The sequence below is a fragment of the Actinophytocola sp. KF-1 genome (genome assembly GCF_054661535.1).
Window position 1 is genome coordinate 69,242 of record NZ_BAAFVK010000012.1, and the last position, 22,380, is coordinate 91,621.

General features: G+C 72.5%; 21 protein-coding genes. 3 read left to right on the forward strand and 18 right to left on the reverse strand.

Translation table 11 applies throughout. From position 1 onward, the window contains the following. Positions 1 to 35: 35 nt before the first annotated feature. Positions 36 to 1,520, reverse strand: coding sequence for a potassium/proton antiporter (locus ACYQ77_RS32090; RefSeq protein WP_459717896.1), 1,485 nt, complete (start codon positions 1,518 to 1,520; stop codon positions 36 to 38). Positions 1,521 to 1,630: 110 nt separating this feature from the next. Here ACYQ77_RS32090 and ACYQ77_RS32095 point away from each other — a divergent pair, with 110 nt between their 5' ends. Then, positions 1,631 to 2,590 carry a M28 family metallopeptidase gene (locus ACYQ77_RS32095; protein WP_459717898.1) on the forward strand — a complete coding sequence of 320 codons (960 nt, stop codon included), beginning with the start codon at positions 1,631 to 1,633 and terminating at the stop codon, positions 2,588 to 2,590. Between the two features lie 51 nt (positions 2,591 to 2,641). Here ACYQ77_RS32095 and ACYQ77_RS32100 read toward each other — a convergent pair whose 3' ends face one another. Further along, on the reverse strand, positions 2,642 to 3,289 hold the full coding sequence (locus ACYQ77_RS32100) for a TetR/AcrR family transcriptional regulator (RefSeq protein ID WP_459717899.1): 648 nt from the start codon (positions 3,287 to 3,289) through the stop codon (positions 2,642 to 2,644). 59 nt (positions 3,290 to 3,348) lie between these two features. On the opposite strand from ACYQ77_RS32100, the gene ACYQ77_RS32105 reads away from it, so the two are divergent. After that, positions 3,349 to 3,963 (forward strand): ATP-binding cassette domain-containing protein, encoded by a 615-nt coding sequence (locus ACYQ77_RS32105; RefSeq protein ID WP_459717901.1) that lies wholly within the window; start codon positions 3,349 to 3,351, stop codon positions 3,961 to 3,963. Further along, positions 3,950 to 5,890, forward strand: coding sequence for a YhgE/Pip family protein (locus ACYQ77_RS32110; protein ID WP_459717904.1), 1,941 nt, complete (start codon positions 3,950 to 3,952; stop codon positions 5,888 to 5,890). Before ACYQ77_RS32105 ends, ACYQ77_RS32110 begins: the two co-directional genes overlap by 14 nt. On the opposite strand, the gene ACYQ77_RS32115 is transcribed toward ACYQ77_RS32110, so the two are convergent. The 16 genes from ACYQ77_RS32115 to murD form a co-directional block, all read right to left on the reverse strand. Then, a complete protein-coding gene (locus ACYQ77_RS32115) occupies positions 5,880 to 6,134 on the reverse strand; it encodes a DUF167 domain-containing protein (RefSeq protein ID WP_459717905.1) in 255 nt (84 codons plus the stop codon). The genes ACYQ77_RS32110 and ACYQ77_RS32115 overlap by 11 nt on opposite strands. 19 nt (positions 6,135 to 6,153) lie before the next feature. Then, positions 6,154 to 6,351 carry a hypothetical protein gene (locus ACYQ77_RS32120; RefSeq protein WP_459717908.1) on the reverse strand — a complete coding sequence of 66 codons (198 nt, stop codon included), beginning with the start codon at positions 6,349 to 6,351 and terminating at the stop codon, positions 6,154 to 6,156. A 132-nt stretch (positions 6,352 to 6,483) separates the two neighbouring features. After that, positions 6,484 to 9,642, reverse strand: coding sequence for an isoleucine--tRNA ligase (gene ileS / locus ACYQ77_RS32125; RefSeq protein WP_459717909.1), 3,159 nt, complete (start codon positions 9,640 to 9,642; stop codon positions 6,484 to 6,486). 232 nt (positions 9,643 to 9,874) lie between these two features. Next, positions 9,875 to 10,516 carry a hypothetical protein gene (locus ACYQ77_RS32130; protein ID WP_459717912.1) on the reverse strand — a complete coding sequence of 214 codons (642 nt, stop codon included), beginning with the start codon at positions 10,514 to 10,516 and terminating at the stop codon, positions 9,875 to 9,877. Positions 10,517 to 10,538: 22 nt separating this feature from the next. Then, positions 10,539 to 11,369 carry a DivIVA-like cell division protein Wag31 gene (gene wag31 / locus ACYQ77_RS32135; protein WP_459717913.1) on the reverse strand — a complete coding sequence of 277 codons (831 nt, stop codon included), beginning with the start codon at positions 11,367 to 11,369 and terminating at the stop codon, positions 10,539 to 10,541. Positions 11,370 to 11,418: 49 nt separating this feature from the next. Then, a complete protein-coding gene (locus ACYQ77_RS32140; protein WP_396108457.1) occupies positions 11,419 to 11,703 on the reverse strand; it encodes a YggT family protein in 285 nt (94 codons plus the stop codon). A 19-nt stretch (positions 11,704 to 11,722) separates the two neighbouring features. Next, positions 11,723 to 12,415, reverse strand: coding sequence for a cell division protein SepF (locus tag ACYQ77_RS32145; RefSeq protein WP_459717916.1), 693 nt, complete (start codon positions 12,413 to 12,415; stop codon positions 11,723 to 11,725). A 37-nt stretch (positions 12,416 to 12,452) separates the two neighbouring features. Continuing rightward, positions 12,453 to 13,181 (reverse strand): YggS family pyridoxal phosphate-dependent enzyme, encoded by a 729-nt coding sequence (locus tag ACYQ77_RS32150; protein ID WP_459717919.1) that lies wholly within the window; start codon positions 13,179 to 13,181, stop codon positions 12,453 to 12,455. After that, on the reverse strand, positions 13,178 to 13,894 hold the full coding sequence (gene pgeF, locus ACYQ77_RS32155; RefSeq protein ID WP_459717921.1) for a peptidoglycan editing factor PgeF: 717 nt from the start codon (positions 13,892 to 13,894) through the stop codon (positions 13,178 to 13,180). Before pgeF ends, ACYQ77_RS32150 begins: the two co-directional genes overlap by 4 nt. Positions 13,895 to 14,008: 114 nt before the next feature. Then, positions 14,009 to 15,388 (reverse strand): cell division protein FtsZ, encoded by a 1,380-nt coding sequence (ftsZ, locus tag ACYQ77_RS32160; RefSeq protein WP_459717924.1) that lies wholly within the window; start codon positions 15,386 to 15,388, stop codon positions 14,009 to 14,011. A gap of 192 nt (positions 15,389 to 15,580) precedes the next feature. After that, positions 15,581 to 16,078 (reverse strand): DinB family protein, encoded by a 498-nt coding sequence (locus tag ACYQ77_RS32165; protein ID WP_459717926.1) that lies wholly within the window; start codon positions 16,076 to 16,078, stop codon positions 15,581 to 15,583. Next, a complete protein-coding gene (locus ACYQ77_RS32170; RefSeq protein WP_459717928.1) occupies positions 16,075 to 17,103 on the reverse strand; it encodes a cell division protein FtsQ/DivIB in 1,029 nt (342 codons plus the stop codon). The genes ACYQ77_RS32165 and ACYQ77_RS32170 overlap by 4 nt, the downstream gene beginning before the upstream one ends. Then, positions 17,103 to 18,497, reverse strand: a complete 1,395-nt coding sequence (gene murC, locus ACYQ77_RS32175) for a UDP-N-acetylmuramate--L-alanine ligase (RefSeq protein WP_459717930.1) — start codon at positions 18,495 to 18,497, stop codon at positions 17,103 to 17,105. The genes ACYQ77_RS32170 and murC overlap by 1 nt, the downstream gene beginning before the upstream one ends. After that, positions 18,497 to 19,597: an undecaprenyldiphospho-muramoylpentapeptide beta-N-acetylglucosaminyltransferase gene (gene murG / locus ACYQ77_RS32180; RefSeq protein WP_459717932.1), complete on the reverse strand. Its 1,101-nt coding sequence runs from the start codon at positions 19,595 to 19,597 to the stop codon at positions 18,497 to 18,499. The genes murC and murG overlap by 1 nt, the downstream gene beginning before the upstream one ends. Then, complete coding sequence (gene ftsW, locus ACYQ77_RS32185) at positions 19,594 to 21,009, reverse strand: putative lipid II flippase FtsW (protein ID WP_459717934.1); 1,416 nt, start codon at positions 21,007 to 21,009, stop codon at positions 19,594 to 19,596. The genes murG and ftsW overlap by 4 nt, the downstream gene beginning before the upstream one ends. After that, positions 21,006 to 22,379, reverse strand: a complete 1,374-nt coding sequence (murD, locus tag ACYQ77_RS32190) for a UDP-N-acetylmuramoyl-L-alanine--D-glutamate ligase (protein ID WP_459717936.1) — start codon at positions 22,377 to 22,379, stop codon at positions 21,006 to 21,008. The genes ftsW and murD overlap by 4 nt, the downstream gene beginning before the upstream one ends. Position 22,380: the final 1 nt, after the last annotated feature.

Consider the following 22,380-nt stretch of genomic DNA (forward strand, 5'->3'; position numbering starts at 1 on the left):
GTAACCGAATCCGGGGCCCGCGGTGGGCGAAACGGCTAGTCCGCGCCGGTTTCGCCGCGCCAGCGGGCGAAGCGGCCCGCGCGGTCGACGGCGCGGATGCGGCGTTCGGTCGCGGTGCGGACCTGTTCGGTGGCGACGACCAGCAGCTGGTCGTGTTCCTGCACGCGGGTCGACGGGCCGGGGGTGTGGCCGACCCCCTTGCGCACCACCAGGCTCACCGTCGCGCCCACGGGGAGGCGCAGCTCGGACAGGTAGACACCGTGCATCTTCGAGCCGGCAGGCACGGTGAACGTCAGCAGCACGGCACCCAGCTCGTCGAGGGGCGCCGCGTCGACGTCCACCTCGCGGGTCTCCCCCGTCTTCGCGAGGCCGAGCCACCGGGAGATCAGCGGCAGGGTGCTGCCCTGCACGATCGTCAGCACGATGACCAGCACGAACACCGCGTCCACGAGCCGTTCGGCGCCCGGCACACCCTCGGTGAGCGGGATCATCGCCAGCACGATCGGCACCGCGCCGCGCAGGCCCGCCCACGACAGGAACGCCTGCTCGCGCCACGGCACGCGGAACGGCGTCAGCGACACCGCGACCGACACCGGCCGGGCGAGGAACGTGACGACGAGGCCGGCGACGAGGCCCGGCACCACCGCGTCGAGCAGCCTGCTCGGCGACATGAACAGTCCCAGCAGGACGAACAGGCCGATCTGCGACAGCCAGCCGAGCCCCTCCGCGAACGACAGCGTGTCGTTGCGGTGCGGGAGCTTCGAGTTGCCGAGCACGAGCGCCGCCAGGTACGCGGCGAGCAGCCCGGACGCGTGCACGAACGACCCGGCGGAGAACGCGAGCACCGACACCGCGACCGTCGCCAGCGGGTAGAGACCGGTCGCGGGCAGCGCGGAGCGGCGCAGCGCGTGCGCGCCGGCCCACCCGAGCGCGACGCCGATCAGCCCGCCGACGACCAGCTCGTACACGGCGAGCAGCGGGTCGGTCCACGACGCCGTCCCGCCGGACGCCAGCAGCACCACCACGAGGTAGGCGGCCGCGTCGTTCATGCCGGACTCGAGCTCCAGCGCGCCGACCAGCCGCCTGCCGACGGAGATGTTGCGCAGCACGCTGAACACCGCGGCCGCGTCGGTGGACGCGAGCACCGCGCCCCACAGGAACGCGATCCGCCAGTCGAGCCCCAGGATCCAGCGCAGCGCGACACCGGTGACCGCGATGCTCACCGCGACGGCCACAGTGGACAGCACGACGCCGGGCCAGAACGCGGCACGCACCTCCGACCACCGCGTGGTCAGCCCGCCCTCGGTCAGGATCAGCACGAGCGCGGCGAGGCCGAGCGACTCGGTGAGCGACGCGTTCTCGAACTGGATGCCGATGCCCGCCTCGCCGAGCAGCACCCCGATCGCCAGGTACAGCACGAGCGACGGGAACCCCAGCCGCACCGACACCCGCACCGCGAGCACGGAGATCAGCAGGACGGCGGCGACGGCCCCGAGCACCACCGAGAGCTCCTGGGCCACACCTTCCTCCTGACCGCCGCACCGGATCCGGAAAATCCCGACGAACGAACCTACCGGCTCGACCACCCCGTTGACACGCTGAGCGGGGTCGCCGATCCCCGGGAGTAGCCATGATCACGCGCCGCGTCCCCGCCGTCCTGGCCCTGCTGTGCGCGACGATCACCGGCTGCGCCACCGCGACCGCCGTGCCGGAACCGTTCGCGAACGTCGCGCCGCGGGTGGCGCCGGACATCCCGGTGGCCGACGTCCAGGCCCACCTCGCCGAGCTGGCGCGGATCGCCGGCGAGCACGGCGGCAACCGCGCGCACGGGCAGCCGGGCTACCGGGCGGGGCTCGACCACATCAGGGGGCAGCTCGACGCGGCCGGGTACACCACCGCGCTCCAGGAGTTCACGACCGGCGGCGCCACCGGCTACAACCTGGTCGCGGACTGGCCCGGCGGCGACGAGAACGCCACCGTGCTGTTCGGCGGCCACGCCGACAGCGTCCGCGCCGGCCCCGGGATCAACGACAACGGCTCCGGCGCGGCCGGGCTGCTCGAGGTGGCGCTGACCGTCGCCGAGCAGGACCTCCAGCCGGCCAAGCACCTGCGGTTCGCCTGGTGGGGTGCGGAGGAGCTGGGGCTCGTCGGGTCGACCGAGTACGTCGCGGGCCTGCCGGACGCCGAGCTGGCGAAGATCGCGGGCTACGTCAACGTCGACATGATCGGCTCGCCGAACCCCGGCTACTTCGTGTACGCGTCGGGCAGCCAGCCGCCCGGCTCGGAGGCGATCGAGAAGGTGCTCACCGACCACTTCGCCGCCATCGGCGTCCCGACCGAGCCGGTCGAAGTCGGCGGCCGGTCCGACCACGCCGCGTTCGCGCGGGCGGGCATCCCCACCGGCGGGCTGTTCACCGGCGCGGAGGGGATCAAGTCCGCCGAGCAGGCCGCCACGTGGGGCGGCACGGCCGGGGAGGCGTTCGACCCGTGCTACCACCGCGCCTGCGACACGCCGGACAACGTCGACACGACCGCCCTGGACCGCAACACCGATGCCATCGCCACCGCGGTGTGGACGCTCAGTGCTTGACCGGGGGTGCGCGGCGTCCGGCGCGCACCGGATACCGGGCGGTGTCGCTCGTCAGTCCGGGCGGCGTCCGCTCCGTTCCGGCCGCGTCACCGCGTGCACCAGCAACGGCACCACCCGGCGCGTGATGTCGTCGGCGCCTGTCCGCTCCACATAGGACTGCGCGAGCCCGCCGTCGTGCACGGCGAACAGCCAGCGGATGAGCTGTTCGAGCGGCACGGTCAGCTCCCGGTCGAACCGCTCGACCACCTCGGCGAACCGGGCCGCGAAGCTCGCGCGCACCCGGCTGCGCGCGGCCGCGTAGGCCTCGCCCGCCGTCGGGTCGCGCACGGCGTGCAGCGCGAACTCGGTGTTGACGAGGTACCACCGGCGGTCCTGCGGGATGGCGGCGACCAGTTCGGTCAGCGCCGTCTCCAGCGAGTCACCCGCCGAGGGCGCGAGGTCGGTCAGCGTCGCCAGGACCCGGTCGGCCTGCCGGTTGTACAGGGCCACGAACAGCTCCTCCTTGGTGGAGAAGTTGCTGTAGAACGCGCCTCGGGAGAACCCCGCCCGCTCGCAGACCTCCTCGACCGAGGTGCCGTAGAAGCCGCGCTCCGCGAACGCGTCCATGGCCGCGTCCAGGAGCTTGGCTTGCGTCTGCCGCCGCTTGCGGGACAGTGGTGGGGTGACCGACGCCTCGTCCGTGTCAACTGGCTGACCCATGACCCCAAGAGTACATTCCTGTATCGGATACGGGTGTGTATATTTTTCGGGAGGGCGGCATGATCGAGGCGAGCGGGCTGGGCCTGCGTACCCGCCGCGGGTGGGTGTACCGCGACGTCGACCTGGCCGTGGCCGCCGGAGAGGTGGCCGCGGTCGTGGGACCGTCGGGCAGCGGGCGCACCATGCTGCTGCTCACGCTCGCCGGCCGGGCCAAGCCCAGCACGGGTGACCTGCGGGTCGGCGACACCACCACCCGGCCGGACATCCGCGCGCAGGTCACCGTCGCCAGGGCCACCGGCGCCGTCGAGCTGGACCCGGACCTCACGGTCGGCGACAGCAGGCGCGAGGCCGGGCTGCTGTTCTACGGGGCCGACCTCTCCCGGTACGAGGAGCTGGTGGGGCTCGGCGTGGACTCGGGCACCGTGGTCGGTGACCTCGCCGCCGACGACGCCGCGCTGTTCGCGCTGGCGCTCGCCGCGGCGTCGCGGCCCGCCGCGCTCGTGCTCGACGACGTCGACCTGCGTGCCACCCCCGCGCAGCAGCACCGGATCTGGGCCGCGCTGCACACCGTCGCCGAGACCGGGATCGCCGTGGTCGCCAGCGCGATCGACGCCCGGCAGGCCGGTGTCGTGCGCACCGTCGAACTCGGGAAGGACAGTCGTGCGGCCGTTTAGGTTGGCGTGGTTCGAGATCAGGCGGTTCCGCACACCGCTGCAGCGTCTCGCCCTCGTGTTCGTCGTGATGGTGCCGCTGTTGTACGGCGGCCTGTACCTGTGGTCCAACTGGGACCCCTACGGGAAGCTCGACCAGATCCCGGTCGCGGTGGTGAACGAGGACCGGCCGGTCACCGTGAACGGGCAGACCGTGAACGCCGGCGAGCTGTTCACCGACGAGCTGAAGAAGGACCCGATCTTCGACTGGCACTTCGTCGACCGGGACGAGGCCGCGCGCGGCGTGCGCGACACGGACTACTACTTCGAGATCTCCGTGCCGTCCGACTTCTCCGCCAAGCTCGCGAGCGGCGCCGACAACAAGCCGGAGCGGGCGCGGATGCTGATCACGCTCGACGACGCGAACGGCTACATCGTCGGCAAGATGGCCCAGACCGTGCAGTCCGAGCTGGAGAACAAGATCAGCGCGGCGGCGGTGTCGGCGTACTTCCAGTCGGTGTTCGACGACCTCGAGCGGCTGCGCAACGGTGTCCACCAGGCCGTCGACGGGGCCGGGCAGCTGCGGGACGGGGCGGCGGCCGCCGAGAAGGGCAGCGCCGACCTCGCGTCCGGCATCGGTGAGCTCAAGGCAGGGGCGGACAAGCTCGCGCCCGGTGCGCGGCAGGTGTCCGACGGGGTGTCGGCCATCGCGGACGTGGTGGTGCCCGCGGCGAACACGATCGCCGACCGGCTGCCGCGGTTCACGCAGACCGCGGCGGGTGCCGCGTCGGCCGCCGACGCCCTCGCCGGCACGGCCGCGACGGCCGCCGGCACGGTCGCGGGCGGCGCGGACTCGGTGCAGGCCAGGGTCACCGCGCTCGGGGAGGCGCACCCGGAGCTGGTCGACGACCCCGCCTACCAGGAGCTGGTGCGGGTCACCGGGACCGCGGCGGGCTACGCGAACGAGGTCAGCACGTCGGCGAACACGGTGAAGACCGCGACCGCGACGGTGAACGGGCACGCGCAGCAGCTCGCGAAGGACGCACCAGCACTGCAGCAGGAGGTGCGGGACGCGGCGGCCAAGGTCTCGGCGCTCGACGCGGGTGCGAAGGAGGTCGCCTCGGGCGCCGAGCGGCTCGACGCCGGGCTCGGCACCGCGGCCACCGGCGCCACGTCACTGCACGACGGCATCGCGAAGCTGTCGTCCGGGGCGGCCACACTGGCCGACGGGCTCCGCGACGCGGAGGGCCGCATCCCGGTGCTCTCCGACGACCAGAAGAAGTCGAACGCCGCGACCCTGGCCTCGCCGGTCGACGTGGCGACGGAGAACCTGCACCCCGCCGTGACCTACGGCCGCGGGCTGACCCCGTTCTTCTTCGCGATCGCGCTGGTGGTCTTCGGGATCACCGCGTTCCTCATCCTGCGGCCGATCTCCGCGCGGGCGCTCGCGTCCCGGGCCGGTCACCTGACGGTGGCGCTGGCGGGCTGGCTGCCAGCCGCGATGGCGTGCACGGTCGGCGGGCTGGTGCTGTACCTGGTGCTTGACGTGTTCCTCGGGCTCGACCCGGTGCACGCGTGGGCCATGATCGGGCTGGTCGTGCTGGCGGCGCTCGCGTTCACGGCGATCGCGCACCTGTTCCGCACGTGGCTCGGCGGCGTCGCCAGCGCGGTGATCCTGGTGCTGTTGCTGCTGCAGCTGACGACCTCGGCGGGGACCTACCCGTACGAGACGCTGCCGGGGTTCTTCCGGGCGCTGCACCACGTGCTGCCCATGACGTACCTGGTGGACGGGCTGCGGGTGACGATCACCGGCGGCAACGGCGCCCACCTGCTGCGGGACGTGCTGGTGCTGGGCGGGTTCCTCGTGGTGTCGCTGGCGCTGACGACGCTGGTCGTGCGCCGCAAGCGGGAGTGGGCCGTGGGGAAGCTGAAGCCGGACCTCAGCATCTGAGCAGCTCGTCGAGGCGGGCCGGGTCGCCGGGCAGTTCGACGACCTTGTCCCGCCCCTTCTCCCCCGCCACGATCACCACGTCCTGCCTGCGGACCCCGAACGCCGTGGCGAGCGCCTTGCGGACGGCCTCGTTCGCCTTGCCCTCGACGGGCGGCGCCGTCACGGCGACGACCAGCGCGTCCCCGTGACGGCCACCCACGGCTTCCTTCCTGGCGCCCGGCTTGACCCGGACCGCGATGCGCATACCCGGATTGTGTCCTGGCCTACCGCCGCGGTCCCACGTGGATGGTGGTCAGCCAGCCCTGCCGGTAGTAGCCCACGACGCTGCGCCGCGCCTCCTGGCGCACCGCCTCGACCCGCTGTGCCTCCTCGACCCGCTGTGCCTCCTCGGCGCGCGTGCCCCTGCTCTCGTCTGTGGGCCGCTGGACGCCGAGGCCGCTCCTGACCGGCGAAGCCGCCACGCGCGACCCGGACCCTGGTGCCCCGTCCTCCCTCGGTCTCGGCCGGGTAGCGCTGCCGGGACCACTCCCACCGGGCACGCACGGCGAGGGCCCGCCAGGTCGTCGTCCTGGCGGGCCCTCGAACTCGTGCCGCTACGCCTTCGTGACGGTCACCGCGACCTCGATGCCGTCGCCGACCGTGCCCGTGAAGCCGCTCGCCGGGCCGTAGGTGACCTCGTTCGCGAGCGTCTCCCCGGCCAGGAACTCCTCGTGCACGCGCACCGCAGCGACCACCTCGTCGGGGGCCTGGACGGTCACCGTGATGCGGTCGGCCACGTCCAGGTTCGCCTCGCGGCGGGCCTGCTGGACCACGCGGACCAGGTCGCGGGCGATGCCCTCCGCCGCCAGCTCCGGCGTGGTGGCGGTGTCGAGGACGACCAGGCCCGACGAGTTCGGCAGCTCGCCCGTCGCGCCCTTGTCGGTGGCCACCAGCCTGCGCTGGAACTCGCCGGGCAGCAGCTCGATGCCCGCGGCCACGACCGAGTCGCCGGACGTGGTCCACTCGCCCGCCTTGACCGCGCGGATGACCTTCTGCGTGTCCGCGCCGAGGCGGGGGCCGCAGGCGCGGGCGTTGACCACCAGCTCGAAGTGGCCGTGCGCCGCCACGTCCGTGGTCAGCGTGACCCGCTTGACGTTCACCTCGTCGGCGATCAGGTCGGTGAACGGCGACAGCGAGTCCGCGTCCTCCGCCGCGACGGTCAGCTCCGCCAGCGGCAGCCGCACGCGCAGCTTGTTCGCCTTGCGCAGCGCCAGCGCCGCCGAGCACACCTGCCGCACCCGGTCCATGGCCGTCACCAGGGCGGCGTCCGCGGGCAGCAGGTCGTCCGACGGCCAGTCCGCCAGGTGCACCGAGCGCTCGCCGGTCAGGCCGCGCCACACCGCCTCCGCCGTGAGCGGCAGCAGCGGGGCCACGACCCGGGACACGACCTCCAGCACCGTGTGGAGCGTGTCGATCGCGTCCCTGTCACCGGACCAGAAGCGGTCGCGGGAGCGGCGGACGTACCAGTTGGTCAGCGCCTCCAGGTACTCCCGCACGCCCGCGCACGCACCGGACAGGTCGTAGACGTCCAGCGCCGCGCGGGTGTCGACCACCAGCTCCTGCGTCTTCGCCAGCACGTACCGGTCGAGGACGTGCTTCGAGTCGGTGCGCCACCGGCCCTCGACGCCCTCGGCGTTCGCGTACAGCGCGAGGAAGTACCACGTGTTCCACAGCGGCAGCACGGCCTGGCGGACGGCGTCGCGGATGCCGCGCTCGGTCACGACCAGGTCGCCGCCGCGCAGGATCGGCGAGGACATGAGGAACCAGCGCATGGCGTCGGAGCCGTCACGCGCGAAGACCTCGTTGACGTCCGGGTAGTTCTTGCGCGACTTGGACATCTTCTGCCCGTCGTCGCCCAGGACGATGCCGTGCGCGACGCAGTTGCGGAACGCCGGCCGGTCGAACAGGGCCGTGGCCAGCACGTGCATCGTGTAGAACCAGCCGCGGGTCTGGCCGTTGTACTCGACGATGAAGTCGCCCGGGTAGTGGTGCTCGAACCACTCGCGGTTCTCGAACGGGTAGTGCACCTGCGCGTACGGCATCGAACCGGACTCGAACCAGCAGTCCAGCACCTCGGGGGTCCTGCGCATGGTCGACCGCCCGGTCGGGTCGTCCGGGTTCGGGCGGGTCAGCTCGTCGATGAACGGCCGGTGCAGGTCGGTGGGGCGCACGCCGAAGTCGCGCTCCAGCTCGTCCAGCGACCCGTACACGTCGACGCGCGGGTACTCGGGGTTGTCCGACACCCACACCGGGATCGGGCTGCCCCAGAACCGGTTGCGGGAGATCGACCAGTCGCGCGCGTTCTCCAGCCACTTGCCGAACTGGCCGTCGCGCACGTGCCCGGGCACCCAGTTGATCTGCTGGTTCAGCTCGACCATCCGGTCGCGGAACTTGGTCACGGCCACGAACCACGACGTCACCGCGCGCTGGATCAGGGGGTTGCCGCAGCGCCAGCAGTGCGGGTACGCGTGGTCGTAGGTCTCCTGCCGCAGCAGCTTCCCCGCGGCCTTGAGGTCCCTGATGATCTGGCCGTTGGCCTCGTTCAGGACGTGCATGCCCTGGTACGGCGGGACGGTCGCGTCGAAGCGGCCGTGCGCGTCCACCGGCGTGACCGGCGTGATGCCGGCCGCGTCGGTGACGACCTTGTCCTCCTCACCGTAGGCGGGGGCGATGTGCACGATGCCCGTGCCGTCCTCGGTGGTGACGTAGTCGGCGGCGAGGATCTGGAACGCGTTCTCGCGGCCCGGCGCTGTGTCTGATGTTCGCTCCGCAAGCTCCGCGAAGAAGTCGAACGGCGGCGTGTACTTGCGGCCCAGCAGGTCGCTGCCCTTGTAGCGGGCCACCACCGGGGGCTCCTCGCCCAGCTCACGGGCGTAGGCGGCCACCCTGGCCTCGGCGAGCAGGTACTTCTCGCCGTTCGCCTCGACCACGACGTAGTCGACGTCCGGGTGCACGGCCATCGCGAGGTTCGACGGCAGCGTCCACGGCGTGGTGGTCCAGATCAGCGCCAGCTCGCCCGTCTCCAGCCGCAGGCCGACCGTGACGGCCGGGTCCTGGCGGTCCAGGTAGACGTCGTCCATCTTCGTCTCGGTGTTGGACAGCGGCGTCTCGCAGCGCCAGCAGTACCAGAGGACGCGGTAGCCCTCGTACACCAGGCCCTTGTCCCACAGGGACTTGAAGGCCCACATGACGCTCTCCATGAAGTCCAGGTCGAGCGTCTTGTAGTCGTTGTCGAAGTCGACCCAGCGGGCCTGGCGGGTCACGTAGTCGCGCCACTGCTGGGTGTACTGCAGCACCGAGGTGCGGCACGCCGCGTTGAACTCGGCGATGCCCATCTCCTCGATCTCGGCCTTGGTCTTGATGCCGAGCTGCTGCTCCGCCTCGAACTCGGCGGGCAGGCCGTGGGTGTCCCAGCCGAACCGGCGCTCGACGTGCTTGCCGCGCATGGTCTGGTAGCGCGGCACGACGTCCTTGACGTAGCCGGTCAGCAGGTGCCCGTAGTGCGGGAGGCCGTTGGCGAAGGGCGGGCCGTCGTAGAAGACGAACTCGTTCGAGCCGTGCTCACCGGCAGGCCGCGCGTCGACGGACGCGACGAAGGTGCGGTCGGCGTCCCAGTAGTCGAGCACGGCCTGCTCGAGGTTCGGGAAGGACGGCTGCGCGGCGACGCCGTTGGTGCCGTCGTCAGAGCCGTGCTGTGCCTTGGGATAGGGCATCGGGGTCCATCCATCGTGTGTCACGCGTGTCTGCTGCCACACGGGGACGACGTGACGCCGCGGTACCACCCCGCTTGCCGGCGCACGTGCGCGCCGACCTCTCGTTCACCGGCTGTGACGGGCCGACCCGTCCGGTTCTACTGAGGCCACGCGGGCCCGTTCTTCCGGAGGCTCCCCGGTGATGGCCGGATCAACGCCTGTCACATCAAGGATGCCAGAACGCGCAAGCGCGTTAGCGCGCGGCCCGGTGCCTGGCCGCGAGGACCGCGTCCGGGCCGCAACGGGCGCACGGCGTGAAGCCGAGCTGGCGGGCCTCGGACACCGCGATCGGGATCGTCGGGCGCGGGCCGAGCCACGTGCACGTCGCGAGGTGGTAGCGGGGGTGCTCGTCGACCACGCGCACCTCGGCGCTGAGGCCCGCGACCACCAGCAGGTCGCTCGCGTCGGTCGGTTCCTCGTCCGGGTCCTCGTCGGGTCCGGCCGGTCCGGCGGGCTCGTCGGCCACCACGGGCGCCTCGGCGGCCACCGGCTCGATGTGCCCGGTCACCTCGGCGTCGGACTCCGGCGCCACCGCGGGGGACTCGTCCCCGGGCTCGGCAGGCGCCTTGCCCTCCGGTTCGGCGAACCAGTCGGCGTCGCCGTCGCCCCGCTTGCCGGTCCGGTCGTCACGATGGCCCCCCACCGTGACCACCGTCGGCGTGCCCGCCTTCGCGCGTGCCCTGCGCCTGCCGCTGAGCCAGTCGGCGACCAGCAGACCGGCCGCCACCACGCTCACCACGACGGAGACCCAGGCCCACAGCGTGTTGGCCGTGGTGAGCGCGGCGATGAGCAGCCCGAGGGCAGCCACCACCAGCGCCAGGACTATGTACAGCACTGGTCAGTCAGTCGGGGACGGCTCAGCCGGCTTCGGCGCGCGGACCGAACGCGTAACCCTGCTGGCCGGACGACCGGCTGCCCTCCGAGGACGGCGAGCCCGTGGTCGGCGCCGCGGAGCCCCGGTCACCCAGCTCGCGCAGGCTCGACTCGAGGAACGTCTTGAGCCGCGTGCGGTACTCGCGCTCGAACGTGCGCAGCTCGTCGATCTTCTTCTCGAGCGCCGTGCGCTCCGCCTGCACCTGCCCGATGACCTCGGCGTGCTGCCGCTGCGCCTCGCGCTCGAGCGTGGTGGCCTTGTCGCGGGCCGACCGCTCGAGGGTCTCGGCGCGGGTGCGCGCGTCGTTGAGCATCGTCTCGGCACGCGTGCGCGCCTCGTTGATCATCGTGTCCGACTTGGCACGGGCCTCGGACAGCAGCTGCTCGGACTTGGTCCGCGCCTCGGCGAGCATGCCGTCGGACTCCGCCTTGGCCTCGCCGGTGAGCCGGTCCGCCATCTCCTGGGCGAGCCCGAGCACCTTCGCGGCCTGGACGTGATGATCGCCACCGGCGGAGCCGGGGGAAGTCTGCTCCAGTGCGCTCGGCGGCGGCACCGGCGTGAGCCGTCGCTCCTGGACGGGCTGTGGCGCGGGTGCGACCGAGCGCGCGTCCTCGATGTCGGCGCGGGCCGACTCGAGCTGCGCGTCGAGCTGCTCGACCTGCGCACGCAGGTCGTTGTTCTCCTCGATCAGGCGGGACAGCTCGACCTCGACCAGGTCAAGGAACGCGTCCACCTCGTCCTCGTTGTAGCCCCGCTTGCCAATGGGAGGCTTGCTGAACGCGACGTTGTGCACGTCAGCGGGGGTCAACGACATCTGATCACCTCACGCACTCAGGGGCTGCAGGTCCGTCCCGGGTTCCCCACTACCCGGGATAGGCCAGTCGCATCAGTATGAACACGACCAACAGCAGCACCATAATCGATAGGTCCAGCCCTACGCCCCCGATCCGGACCATCGGAATCAACCGACGGACCAAACGGACCGGGGGATCGGTCACTGTGTAGATGGTCTCCAGCGTTACCGCAACCCCGCCTGCCGGGCGCCACTCCCTCGAGAACGCTCGGACCAGCTCCACCACGACACGCGCGGTCAGGAACAGCCAGAAGACGAACAGTACCCAATACAAGACAAGCCGGAGCGGATCCACGTGTCAACTCTGCCATCACTCACTGCCGGTTGAGCAACCCGCCCTCCGCTATGCGCCGTTTGTCCTCGGCGGTCGGGTCCTGGTTCGGCGGTGAGATCAAGAACACCTTGTTGGTGACCTTGTCGATCGAGCCGCGCAACGCGAACGCCAGACCGGCGGCGAAGTCCACCAGCCGACGGGCGTCCGAGTCGTCCAGCTCGGTCAGGTTGATGATCACCGGTGTGCCGTCCCGGTAGTGCTCACCGATGGTTCTGGCCTCGGCGAAGCTCGTCGGGTTGAGCGTGACGATCCGGCCCATCGGGTAGCCCCCAGCACTCGGCTTTGCCACCGGCTCCGGACGCGGCAGCGGCCGCGGCGCCGGGTCCCGGCGGGGTTCCACGGCCAGCGCGCCCTGCGTCGGCGCGTCCGTCGACCAGGACGGGCGCGGCCTGCCGGCGGACCGGGCGGGGAAGTCGGCGCGCGCCGACAGCTCCGTCTCGTACCCGTCGTCGTACCGCGCGTCGTCGCCCCGGCGACCGAAGCCGCGCCTGCGCGGCGGCTGGTCGTAGGGGTCGTAGTCGTCCTCGTCGGCCAGGTACTCCGGACGACGGTGACCCCGGCCGCGGTCGACGTAGTCGTCGCCGTATTCGTCCAGGTCATCGAGGTCGTAGCCGTCGTACTCGTCGGCAGGGACCATGCCGAAGTAGGCCTTCAGCTTCTGCAGCGTGCCCATACCCCTGCCCTCGAATGCGTGCGGCTCCCACAACGTGTTATGGGGAGGCTAGGCCACGGGTACCCAAGATCGCGGTTCCGACACGCACGCAGGTCGAACCGTGAGTAACGGCTGATTCGAGATCGCCGGTCATCCCGGCGGACAGCTCCGAGGCCTCGGGATGATCTTCACGCAGGCGATCGGCGGCGCGGGCCAGGCGTTCGAAGGCGTCGTCCGGGGTCATGGTGAGCGGCGCCACGGCCATCAGACCGCGCAACCGTAATTCACCCGAACGGGCGACATGATCGGCAAGCGGCATCAGCGTGTCGAGCGGCGCTCCCCCGCGCTCGGGGTCGTTGTCGATGCTCACCTGGATCAGGACGTCGAGCGGCCCGGTCCGGTCGCCCGCCTCCCGCGCGTTGCGCACGGCCTTGTCCAGCGCGTCGACGAGCCGGTCCGAGTCGACCGACTGGACCTCGGCCGCCCAGCGGGCGACGGCACGGGCCTTGTTGCGCTGCAGCCTGCCCAGCATGTGCCACCGCACGGCCGCGTCGGGCCGGAGTTCCCGCAGGTCAGCGGTCTTCGGACCGGCTTCCTGCTCGCGGTTCTCGCCGAGGTCGGTGACGCCGAGGTCGGTCAGCAGGGCGGCGTCCGAGGCCGGGAACGTCTTGGTCACCGCGATGAGCCGAACGGCGTCCTCCGCGCGCCCGGCGGTGCGGCAGGCGGCCGCGATCCGTTCCCGGACGATCGTCAGCGCGGCGTCGATCTCCGCTCGCCGGTCGCTCATGCGTCCTCGCCCGGGTCGAGCCAGGTGAGGGCGGCCAATCGCCCAGTGGTCCCTTCCCTGCGGTGACTGAACAGGGTCTTGTCCTCGATCGTGCACCGCGGGTCGATCCCGATCTTGGCGACACCGGCGTCGGCGAGCTGCTGCCAGAGCCCGGCGCGGATGTCGAGCCCCGGCGTGCCCTTGCGGGTCTTCGACGCGCTGCCCGGCAGGTGCGCCTCGACGTCGGCCCGCATGGCGGCCGGCACCTCGTAGCACTCGCCGCACGCGGCAGGCCCGAGCAGCACCTCGACGCGGTCGATCCGGGCGCCCGCCTGCTCCATGGCGGCGAGCGCGGCGGGCACCACCCCGATCCGCGCCCCGACCCGGCCGGCGTGGGCCGCGCCGACGACCCCGGCCTCGGGGTCGGCGAGCAGCACCGGCACGCAGTCGGCGCACAGGGCGACGAGCGCGAGGTTCGGCTCGGCGGTCACGATCGCGTCGGTCGCCTCGACCCCGCCGGGCCGGGGACCGTCGACGACCTCGGCGTTGCGGCCGTGGATCTGGTCCATCCAGACGAGCCGGTCCCGCTCGAGCCCGAGCTCGTCGGCGAGGCGCGCCCGGTTCGCGGCGACGGCCGCCGGGTCGTCGCCGACACCGCCACCGAGGTTGAACGACTCGTACGGTGGCTTCGACCGGCCACCGGCCCGGGTCGTCACCACCCGCCTGATCCGCAAGGTTCCCTCCGCGTGGGGTTCGGGGCTGCTTCCTCCACCATCCAACCGGATCGCCGGAGACGGATCGGGGCCGCCACGCGCTCGGCGTGGCGGCCCCGTCTTCCGAGCCTGGTGCTACCTCCGCATGAACGGCGGCACGTCCACCTCGTCGTCCGGCTCGTCGGTCACCGGGACCGCGCGGGGCGGCAGGCTGCCCGTCGAACCCGCGGGGCGCGGCCGGGGCGACGCCGAGGGCGGGACGCTCGCGTTGCCCATCGGGTTCGAGTAGCCGACCGCGGCCTGCCGGGGCGGCGGCGCCGTCTGCGCGGTGTCCTGCGTGCTCTGGCTCGCGCCGGCCTGCTGCGGAGCGGGCTGCGTCTGCTGCGGTGCGGGGCGCGGCGGCTCCTGCTGCGCGGGCGGCTGCACCGGCGGGTGCACGGTCGCCGCGGTCGGCTGCGCGGGCGGCGGGTCCTGGCGCTCCGGCCTGCTCACCTCACCGGACTGCGCCGACGCCGTGCCCGTGCTGCGGGAGCTGACCATGGTCGGGTCGAGCTTCTTGTGCGTCGGCGTGCCGCTGTCGAACCCGGCCGCGATGACCGTGACCCGGACCTCGTCGCCGAGCGAGTCGTCGATCACCGTCCCGAAGATGATGTTGGCCTCGGGGTGTGCGGCCTCCTGCACCAGCGACGCGGACTCGTTGATCTCGAACAGGCCGAGGTCGGAGCCACCCGCGATGGCGAGCAGGACGCCGTGGGCGCCGTCCATGGACGCCTCCAGCAGCGGCGAGTTGATCGCCTTCTGCGCCGCCTGCACCGCCCGGCCCTCGCCGCGCGCCGAGCCGATGCCCATGAGCGCGCTGCCCGCGCCGGACATGACGCTCTTGACGTCGGCGAAGTCCAGGTTGATCAGACCCGGCGTGGTGATCAGGTCGGTGATGCCCTGGACACCGGACAGCAGGACCTCGTCGGCCGAGCGGAACGCGTCCATCAGCGAGACGCCGATGTCGCCGAGCTGCAGCAGCCGGTCGTTCGGGATCACGATGAGCGTGTCGCACTCGTTGCGCAGCTCGGTGATGCCGTCCTCGGCCTGGCGCGCGCGGCGCTTGCCCTCGAACGCGAACGGCCGGGTGACCACGCCGATGGTGAGCGCACCGAGCTTGCGGGCGATCGACGCGACGACCGGCGCGCCGCCGGTGCCGGTGCCGCCGCCCTCACCCGCGGTGACGAACACCATGTCGGCGCCCTTGAGGACCTCCTCGATCTCCTCGCGGTGGTCCTCGGCGGCCTTGTGGCCGACCTCCGGGTTCGCGCCCGCGCCGAGGCCGCGGGTCAGTTCACGGCCGATGTCGAGCTTGACGTCGGCGTCGGACATGAGCAGTGCCTGGGCGTCGGTGTTGACCGCGATGAACTCGACACCCTTGAGGCCGACCTCGATCATGCGGTTGACAGCGTTGACCCCACCGCCGCCGATGCCGACGACCTTGATCACCGCCAGGTAGTTGTGCGGGGGCGTCATCGGACCGCCTTCCTGATCTGAAGCCTTCTGCTGTTCCCCGAGACAGTCGCCGGACGTAAACCCTGAACCTCTACGAGAGACTTAGAGTTATGTCAAGCGCTGACGTCGAATCAGGACGGTAGGCATGGACCGTTCCCGTTTCCAGCCGCCACGCCGTGTAGTTGCGCTTCTGTGTGTCGCTTTCACCCTTCGCTACTCGCCCGTGCTGCCGTCCAGCAACTCACGGAGCAGGTCCAGGTGACCGGCGTGGCGCCCGGTCTCCTCAATCATATGGATCAGCACCCAGCGCAGGTTGACGGGTGCACCGCCGCGCTCGACGGTCGACTCGAGGTCGCGTGCCGCGACCACCGCCCTGCTGCGGGCGCACTCCTGGACGTAGTTCTCGACCAGCTCGGTCAGCGGGGTGGTCATGCCCGCGCGGAACTCGGCGTCCGGGTCCTGCTCGAAGCGGGCCCGCCACGGGTCGGGCCGCCCGTCGAGGACCACGCCGAACCAGTACTGCTCCACATAGGTCAGATGGGCCACCAGCCCGGCGACGGTCGTCAGCTCGGACGGGACCAGTCGCTTGCGGGCCTGCTCGTCGGTGAGGCCGGTGGCCTTGAGGACGACGGCCTCGCGGAGGAAGTCGAGGAAACCGGTCAGCTGCTCGCGTTCACCAGCCGCCCGGGGCGGTTCGGTTCGGGAAGTCACCCGGACACGGTAGGGAACTCCGGGGTCGCGACGTCATAGGTTTTTCCCGGGCGGGTCAGCAGCGGCGCCAGCACGGCGGCCTTGCGCGCGTTGTCCCGGGCGTTGCCCCACTTGATCACGCGCCGGTCGGCGAGGGTGAGGCGCACGTCGCCCGGGGTCTTCGCGGACACGGTCACGACCTTGGCCCGCAGCTGGTCCGGGATGGCGGTGAGCACGGTGACCGCGGCCTTCGTGGCCGGGTTGTCCGGGCGGACGTCGTCCATCGCCAGGGTGGGCAGGCCCTTCGGGGCGGTCTTGGTGACCGCGTAGTCGAGGCCGGTCTCGTCGACCAGGTGGATCTCCTTGCCCGCCCTGCGGACGGCGACGGGGGCGCGTTCGGTGACGAGGATCTCGACCGTGCTCGGCCAGGACCGCTCGACGACCACCTCGAACACCCTCGGCAGCTCGGCCACGCGCGCGGCGGCCTCGTCGGCGTCGAGGCGGACCATGGGCGTGCCCGGCTCGATGGCGGCCGCCTTCAGCACGTCGGCCGCCGCGATCTCCTCGACGCCGATGACCTCGACCGACCGCACCCCGAGCAGCGACGTGAACATCACCAGGTAGGCGACGCCGACCACGCTGACCACGGCCAGCACCGCGACCCACCGGCGGGCGAGGTACCGGCCGCGGGTGGGGCCGCCGTCCTCGGCGCGGGGCGCGGGGGGCCGCCGCCGGGTGAGGGTGCGGCTGGAGTCACGGGCGGGACGGCTGCGGTCGGCGCGGCCGCGCGCGCTCTGCCGCTCGGCGCGGCGGGCCGCGGCGGCGCCTGCGCGGGTGCGGGCGGTGCGGGTCGCACCCGCGCGGGCCGGGGTGGCGCGGACGGGTTCCGCGCGCTCCTCGGGCTCCTCCCGGGGCGCCGTGCGGCGGCGGCCGCGGCTCCACGACTCGCGTGGCGTGTCGTCCGCGCCGCGGCGGCGACGGGCCGACGACGCGCCGCCGGTTCCGCCGCGCCGTGCGCGGTCGCCACCGCGGGCCGTGCCGGCCATCAGGCCCTGACCCGGCGGTCCAGTTCGGCGATCAGCTCCGGGCCGAGCATCGTGACGTCGCCCGCGCCCATGGTCAGCACGATGTCGCCCTCGCCTGCCAGCGACGCGACCAGCTCGGGCACGCGCTCGAACGACGACTCGAACCGGACGCGCTCGGCGGGCAGCGGCACGTTGTCGACGATCAGCTGACCGTTGACCCCGGGCTCCGGCTGCTCACGGGCGCCGTACACGTCCAGCACCACGACCTCGTCGGCCAGGCCGAGCGCCGCGCCGAACTCCTTCGCGAACAGCCGCGTCCGCGAGTACAGGTGCGGCTGGAAGATCACCACGAGCTTGCCGCCGTGCGCGGCGGGCCGCGCGGCGGTCAGCTGCGCGGCGACCTCGGTCGGGTGGTGGGCGTAGTCGTCGTACACCCGCACGCCGCCCGCGAGCCCCTTGAACTCGAACCGCCGCCGCACGCCGCCGAAACTCGCGATGCCCTCGAGGAGCCCGTCGAGCGGCGCGCCCAGCTCCAGGCCCGCGATCAGGGCGCCGAGCGCGTTGAGGGCCATGTGCTCGCCCGGCACCGCGACCTTCACCTCGACCTCGTCGCCCTCGAGCAGCACGCGGGCCACGCCGGCGCCGTCCACCGGCTCGTAGGCGGTCATGGTCACGTCCGCGGCGGCGCGGCCGTAGCGGCGCACCCGCACGCCCTTGTTCTCCGCCAGCAGCCCCAGCGCGGCCGCGCCCGGGTCGTCGGCGCAGACGATCAGCACGCCGTCGTCGCTGATGCGGTCCACGAACGACTCGAACACCGCGTTGTAGGCCTCCGCGGTGCCGTGGTGGTCGAGGTGGTCGGGCTCGACGTTGGTGACGACCGCGACCGACGGCGAGAACGCGAGGAACGAGCCGTCGCTCTCGTCGGCCTCCGCCACGAACACGCCGCCCGCGCCGTGGTGGGCGTTGGCGCCGGACTCGTTGAGGTCGCCGCCGATCGCGAACGACGGGTCGAGCCTGCAGTGCTGCAGCGCGACGGTGAGCATGGACGTGGTGGACGTCTTGCCGTGCGTGCCCGCGACGCAGGCGACGCGGTGGCCGTCCATCAACGCGGCGAGCGCGGCGGAGCGGTGCAGCACCGCAAGTCCGCGGGCCTGCGCCTCGACCAGCTCGGGGTTGTCCGGCTTGATGGCCGAGGACACCACGACGGCCGTTGGCCCGCCGTCGAGCAGGTCGAGGTTCGCCGCGGCCTGGCCGACCGCGACCTTCGCGCCCTGCGCCCGCAGCGTCATCAGGGTCGTCGACTCCTTGGCGTCGGAGCCGGAGACCCGCGCGCCGCGGTCGAGCAGGATCCTGGCGATGCCGCTCATCCCGGCACCCCCGATCCCCACCAGGTGCACCCGCGCCAAAGACACCATTACTTGCCCACCACTTCCAGCACCATGCGCGCCAGCACGTCCGCGGCCTCCCGGTGCCCGGTGCCCTGTGCGGCGGCGCTCATCTTCTTGAGCCGCAACGGGTCCGTCAGCAGCGGCACGGTCAGCTCGGCGACCGCCTGCGGCGTCAGGTCCTCGTCCTTCACCATCAGCGCGGCGCCCGCGTCCACCATGGGCTGCGCGTTCAGCGCCTGCTCGCCGTTGCCGTGCGGCAGCGGCACGTACACCGCGGGCAGCCCGATCGCGGACACCTCGGCGACGGTCATCGCGCCGCACCGGCACAGCACCGCGTCGGCGGCGGCGTACGCGAGGTCCATGCGCTCCAGGTACGGCACGGTCACGTAGCGCGGCGCGCCGGGGAACTGCTGCACGGCGACGGACTTCTTGGGGCCGTGGGCGTGCAGCACGCCGATGCCCCGCTGGGCGAAGACCCCGGCGCACGCCGACACGGCGTTGTTGATCGACTGCGCGCCCTGCGAACCGCCGAACACCAGCAGCGTCGGCGCGGTCGGGTGCAGGCCGAAGAACTGGCGGGCCTGCGCGCGCAGCCGGAACCGGTCGAGGCTGATGATCGAACCGCGCAGCGGGATGCCGATCACCTCGGCCTTCGGCAGGCCGGTGTTCGGCACGGCGACCGCGACCCGCTCGGCGTACCGGGCGCCGACCTTGTTCGCGAGGCCGACCTTGGCGTTGGAGTCGTGCACGACGATCGGGGTGCGGCCGCGCGCCGCCAGGTAGGCGGGCAGCGCGACGTAGCCGCCGAACCCGACGACCACGTCGGCGCCGACGCGGTCGAGCACCTCGCGGGTCTGCTTGATGGCGGAGCGGACCTTCAGCGGCAGCTTCAGCAGGTCGACGTTCGGCTTCCTCGGCATCGGGACCGGCGGGATCATCTCGAGCGGGTAGCCGCGGGCCGGGATGATCTGCTTCTCCAGGCCGCGCTCGGTCCCGAGCGCCACGATGCGGGCGTCCGGCCGGATGCGGCGGACGGCGTCGGCCAGGGCCAGCGCGGGCTCGATGTGCCCCGCCGTCCCTCCCCCGGCGACGACGACGCACGGTCCACGGTTGGCAGGGGTGGTCAAGAACGTCCTCCTAGTCTGCGGCGCGGGGCGGGCGGCCTGCCGCGGGCGGTGGAACGACCGACGGCACGACCCGAGGAGCCTCGCTGCGTGGCGGGTGGCCGGACCGGCTTGCGCCTGACCGGCGGCTGGTAGGGCTCCGGGGCGGGGAGCCGCATCAGCCTGCCGAATCGACCCGGCCCCTGAGAGCGTAGTGCGGCCACTGCTTCGGGCTCATGCCGCGCACAGTTCGCGAGGACGCCGAACACCAGCATGGTGGTCACGACGGACGTGCCACCGGAGGAGATGAGGGGCAGCGTGATGCCCGTGACCGGCAGCAACCCGACCACGTAGCCGATGTTGATCGCGGCCTGGGCGACCAGCCAGACGGTCAGCGTGGCGGCCACCATCCGGATCCACGGGTCGATGTTGCGGGTCGCGACCCGCATGCCGACGACCGCGAGCGTGCCGAACAGGCCGAGCACCAGCGCGCAGCCGAGGAAACCCAGTTCCTCGCCGATCAGCGCGAAGATGAAGTCGTTGTGGACGTTGGGCAGGTACTCCCACTTCGACTGCCCCTGCCCGATGCCCTTGCCGAACAGGCCACCGTCCGCGAGCGCGTACAGCGCCTGGTTGGCCTGGTAGGCGGCGCCGAGGTCGTCCTCGCCGCCGCCGAGGAACGACTCCACGCGTTCGAGCCGGTAACCGCTGCCGACGGCCAGCAGGACCACGCCGGCGAGCGCGCCGAGCGCGAGCGCGCCGAACAGCCGGAGCTGGGCGCCCGCGAACCACAGCAACGCGATCAGCACGACGCCGAGGGTGACCGTGCCGCCGAGGTCGGGCTGCAGCATGACCAGCGCGAACATCACGAGTGCGACCGGTAGCACCGGCACGAGCAGGTGCCGGTACTGGTGCAGCAGGCCCCGCTTCACGACGAGGATGTGCGCACCCCACAGCGCGAGCGCGAGCTTGGCGAACTCGACCGGCTGCACCGACAGCGGCCCGACCCGGAACCAGCTGCGGGTGCCGTTGAGCGTCGAGCCAAGCGGCGTGAGCACGAGCACGAGCAGCAGCACGCACACCCACAGCGCGATCGGGCTCAGCGCGCGGATCTTCTGCAGCGGCACGCGCACGCCGATCCAGAACAGCACGAGCCCGACCAGCACGAACACGACCTGCTTGCCGAACACCGTGTACGCGGAACCGCCCTGGTTGATCGAGCCGACCGCGGACGCGGACAGCACCATCACCAGGCCGATGACGATCAGCAGCGTGCAGATCGCGAGGATCAGGTGGAACGACGCGAGCGGGCGCCCGAGCCACGCGGTCAGCCCGGTGCTGATGGCGTGCAGCCGCCCGGTGCGCTCCTTGCGCGGCTGGCGCTCGGTCTTGTCCTCGGACTCGCTCTCGGACGCGTTGTCTCTGAGTGTCGTCATCCCCGCTCCGCCAGCACGTCGCGCACGGCGTCGGCGAAGGCCGTGCCGCGGTGCACGTAGCTGGCGAAGAGGTCGTGGGACTTGGCGGCGGGCGCGAGCAGCACCACATCCCCCGGGGAGGCCATCGCGTTCGCCACGCGCACCGCAGTGAGCATGGGTTCATCGTCTCCTGACAGGACGCGATGGACCGGCACATCCGGCGCGTGTCGCGCGAGTGCGGCGGCGAACACGTCCTGATCGGCGCCGATCAGGACGGCGCCGCGCAGCCGGGGCGCCACCCCGGCGACCAGGTCGGCGACCTGCGCGCCGTGCAGCAGACCGCCCGCGATCCACACGACCGACTCGAACGCGCCGAGCGAGCCACGGGCGGCGTGGGTGTTGGTGGCCTTGGAGTCGTCGACGTACCGGACGCCGCCCGCCTCGGCGACCAGCTCGACCCGGTGCGCGGGTGGCTCGAAGTTGGCGAGCCCCGCCCGGACCGCCGCCGGCGACACCCCGTACGCCCTGGCGAGCGCGGCGGCGGCCAGCGCGTTGGCGACGTTGTGCTCGCCGACGGGCCGGACCTCGGCGACCGGTGCGAGCAGCAGGTCGTGCTGGTCTGGCTCGCTCCGCGCGGCCCGGTCACGGTGCACGAGCCAGCCGCCGGTGACACCGAACTGGCCCGCGGCGGGGGTGCCGGTGGTGAAGCCGACCCGCCGCGGCGCCGCCGCGGCGAGGCGTTCGCTCTCGACGTCGTCGGCGTTGTAGACCGCGAGCCCGGCGCCGTCGTAGATCTTGCCCTTGTCGGCGACGTAGGCGGCCATGGTGCCGTGCCACTCGAGGTGGTCCTCGGCGATGTTGAGCACCGCGGCGGCGTGCGCCCGCATGGACGACTGCCAGTGCAGCTGGTAGCTGGACAGCTCGACGGCGAGCACGTCGTAGCCGCCGAGGACCGCGTCGATGACCGGCAGGCCGATGTTCCCGCAGGCCACAGCCTTGGCGCCGGACGCGAGCAGGATCGACTCGAGCATGCCGACGGTGGTGGTCTTGCCGTCGGTGCCGGTGACGGCGAGCCACACCGGCGGGTTCGGCAGGGTCTCGCCGAGCCGCCACGCCAGCTCGACCTCGCCGATCACCTCGACACCCGCCTCGGCGGCCGCGACGAGCAGCGGGGCCGTCGGCGGCCAGCCGGGGCTGGTCACGACCAGGTCGGTGCCCTCGGGCGGGGTGGTGAGCCCGGCCGCGGTCGCCACGCCGTCCGGCAGGCCGGTCAGCCGGTCGGCGGCCGCGTCGGTCACGGTGACCCGCGCGCCTGCGCCGAGCAGGGCGGCCGCCACCGACTTCCCGGTGACGCCCGCACCCGCGACGAGCACGTTCCTGCCCGCGAACATG

Excerpts from the sequence above, each read along its gene's own strand:
- ACYQ77_RS32095 (WP_459717898.1), top strand. The coding sequence starts at position 1,631 with ATGATCACGCGCCGCGTCCCCGCCGTCCTGGCCCTGCTGTGCGCGACG.
- ACYQ77_RS32100 (WP_459717899.1), bottom strand. The coding sequence starts at position 3,289 with ATGGGTCAGCCAGTTGACACGGACGAGGCGTCGGTCACCCCACCACTG.
- ACYQ77_RS32105 (WP_459717901.1), top strand. The coding sequence starts at position 3,349 with ATGATCGAGGCGAGCGGGCTGGGCCTGCGTACCCGCCGCGGGTGGGTG.
- ACYQ77_RS32115 (WP_459717905.1), bottom strand. The coding sequence starts at position 6,134 with ATGCGCATCGCGGTCCGGGTCAAGCCGGGCGCCAGGAAGGAAGCCGTG.
- ileS (WP_459717909.1), bottom strand. The coding sequence starts at position 9,642 with ATGCCCTATCCCAAGGCACAGCACGGCTCTGACGACGGCACCAACGGC.
- wag31 (WP_459717913.1), bottom strand. The coding sequence starts at position 11,369 with ATGTCGTTGACCCCCGCTGACGTGCACAACGTCGCGTTCAGCAAGCCT.
- ACYQ77_RS32145 (WP_459717916.1), bottom strand. The coding sequence starts at position 12,415 with ATGGGCACGCTGCAGAAGCTGAAGGCCTACTTCGGCATGGTCCCTGCC.
- ACYQ77_RS32150 (WP_459717919.1), bottom strand. The coding sequence starts at position 13,181 with ATGAGCGACCGGCGAGCGGAGATCGACGCCGCGCTGACGATCGTCCGG.
- ftsZ (WP_459717924.1), bottom strand. The coding sequence starts at position 15,388 with ATGACGCCCCCGCACAACTACCTGGCGGTGATCAAGGTCGTCGGCATC.
- ACYQ77_RS32170 (WP_459717928.1), bottom strand. The coding sequence starts at position 17,103 with ATGGCCGGCACGGCCCGCGGTGGCGACCGCGCACGGCGCGGCGGAACC.
- murC (WP_459717930.1), bottom strand. The coding sequence starts at position 18,497 with ATGGTGTCTTTGGCGCGGGTGCACCTGGTGGGGATCGGGGGTGCCGGG.
- ftsW (WP_459717934.1), bottom strand. The coding sequence starts at position 21,009 with ATGACGACACTCAGAGACAACGCGTCCGAGAGCGAGTCCGAGGACAAG.
- murD (WP_459717936.1), bottom strand. The coding sequence starts at position 22,379 with ATGTTCGCGGGCAGGAACGTGCTCGTCGCGGGTGCGGGCGTCACCGGG.